General features: G+C 46.7%; 3 protein-coding genes. All 3 read right to left on the reverse strand.

What is annotated here, in order from left to right:
- On the reverse strand, positions 1 to 294 hold a 294-nt coding region (locus tag FTE26_RS07830), incomplete at its 3' end, for a conjugal transfer protein TraH (protein ID WP_272457533.1).
- On the reverse strand, positions 281 to 673 hold the full coding sequence (gene trbF / locus FTE26_RS07835; protein WP_000659962.1) for an F-type conjugal transfer protein TrbF: 393 nt from the start codon (positions 671 to 673) through the stop codon (positions 281 to 283). The genes FTE26_RS07830 and trbF, both read right to left, overlap by 14 nt.
- Positions 654 to 937: P-type conjugative transfer protein TrbJ (gene trbJ / locus FTE26_RS07840; RefSeq protein WP_272457534.1), on the reverse strand; the 284-nt coding region annotated here is incomplete at its 5' end. The genes trbF and trbJ, both read right to left, overlap by 20 nt.

Below are 937 nucleotides of genomic sequence, written 5' to 3' on the forward strand. Positions count from 1 at the left end.
ATTAATAAAACTGAACGAGCCGAGATAGGCGTCGATGCCGCCACATCCGGCATTGATATCCGGCAGCGTCATGGAAATCAGCTGGATATTTTTGACCTGGGTGCGGGCATACAGGGAGCCACCATAGGCATACCCGGCGGCCTGCCCCTGCCAGACGCCCGGCTGTGTGGTATTGGAGGCGAAGCCCAGCTTGTTAAAGAACTGATTCATATCGCTGTTCACATCCGCTGACGCTGCGGGTGTGAACGTCAGTAAAGCGGCACAAAGAACCAGAAGAGGTTTAATGCGAAGCATTATTGCTGCCCTCCCTTAATGTGTTCTCCCGGCGCATACGGCGTTTCAGCAGGAATATCCGGACACCCCCAAATATTATTTCGCACAACGGCGACAGAGAAGCCGCAGCAAGAAAACCAGCTGCAAGCGCATATAACATAATCGGAATGACATACATCAGGGTGTTCCACATATAACGAAAATTATTTAATTCCGGGTCAGCTTTCCACGAATCAATACCGGCACTGAAAAAATCATGCATAACGTTCCTTACAATCAATCCGGCAGCAAAGAAAACCACAAAAAGCCAGAAGTATTTTTTTGCATTATCACAACCACGTTCAATCTCCCTTTCAATTTGTTTGATTCCCGGTTCTGTATCATTTATTTTTTCTTTCATCATAAGTTCCCTCTGATATTTCTGATGATTCATGCAGACAGGTCATGCGGCTGTAATATATTTCAGACACCGAAATCCATCCCACAATTGCCCCCACAAAAAACACAACAGAAACAGAAAAGGTAAGACACAGCGAAACGACAATTTCCACAGGGCTGGCGGGATAAAAAAGCCCCTGACGGATAAAGGGGATATTCAGGCTGACGATTATTCCCGTCGCGATGCCGGATATTCCGGCAATGAGTAACACCACCTGCTTATTTC

The organism is Escherichia sp. S10b, from assembly GCF_028421345.1.
GTDB lineage: Bacteria > Pseudomonadota > Gammaproteobacteria > Enterobacterales > Enterobacteriaceae > ECMA0423.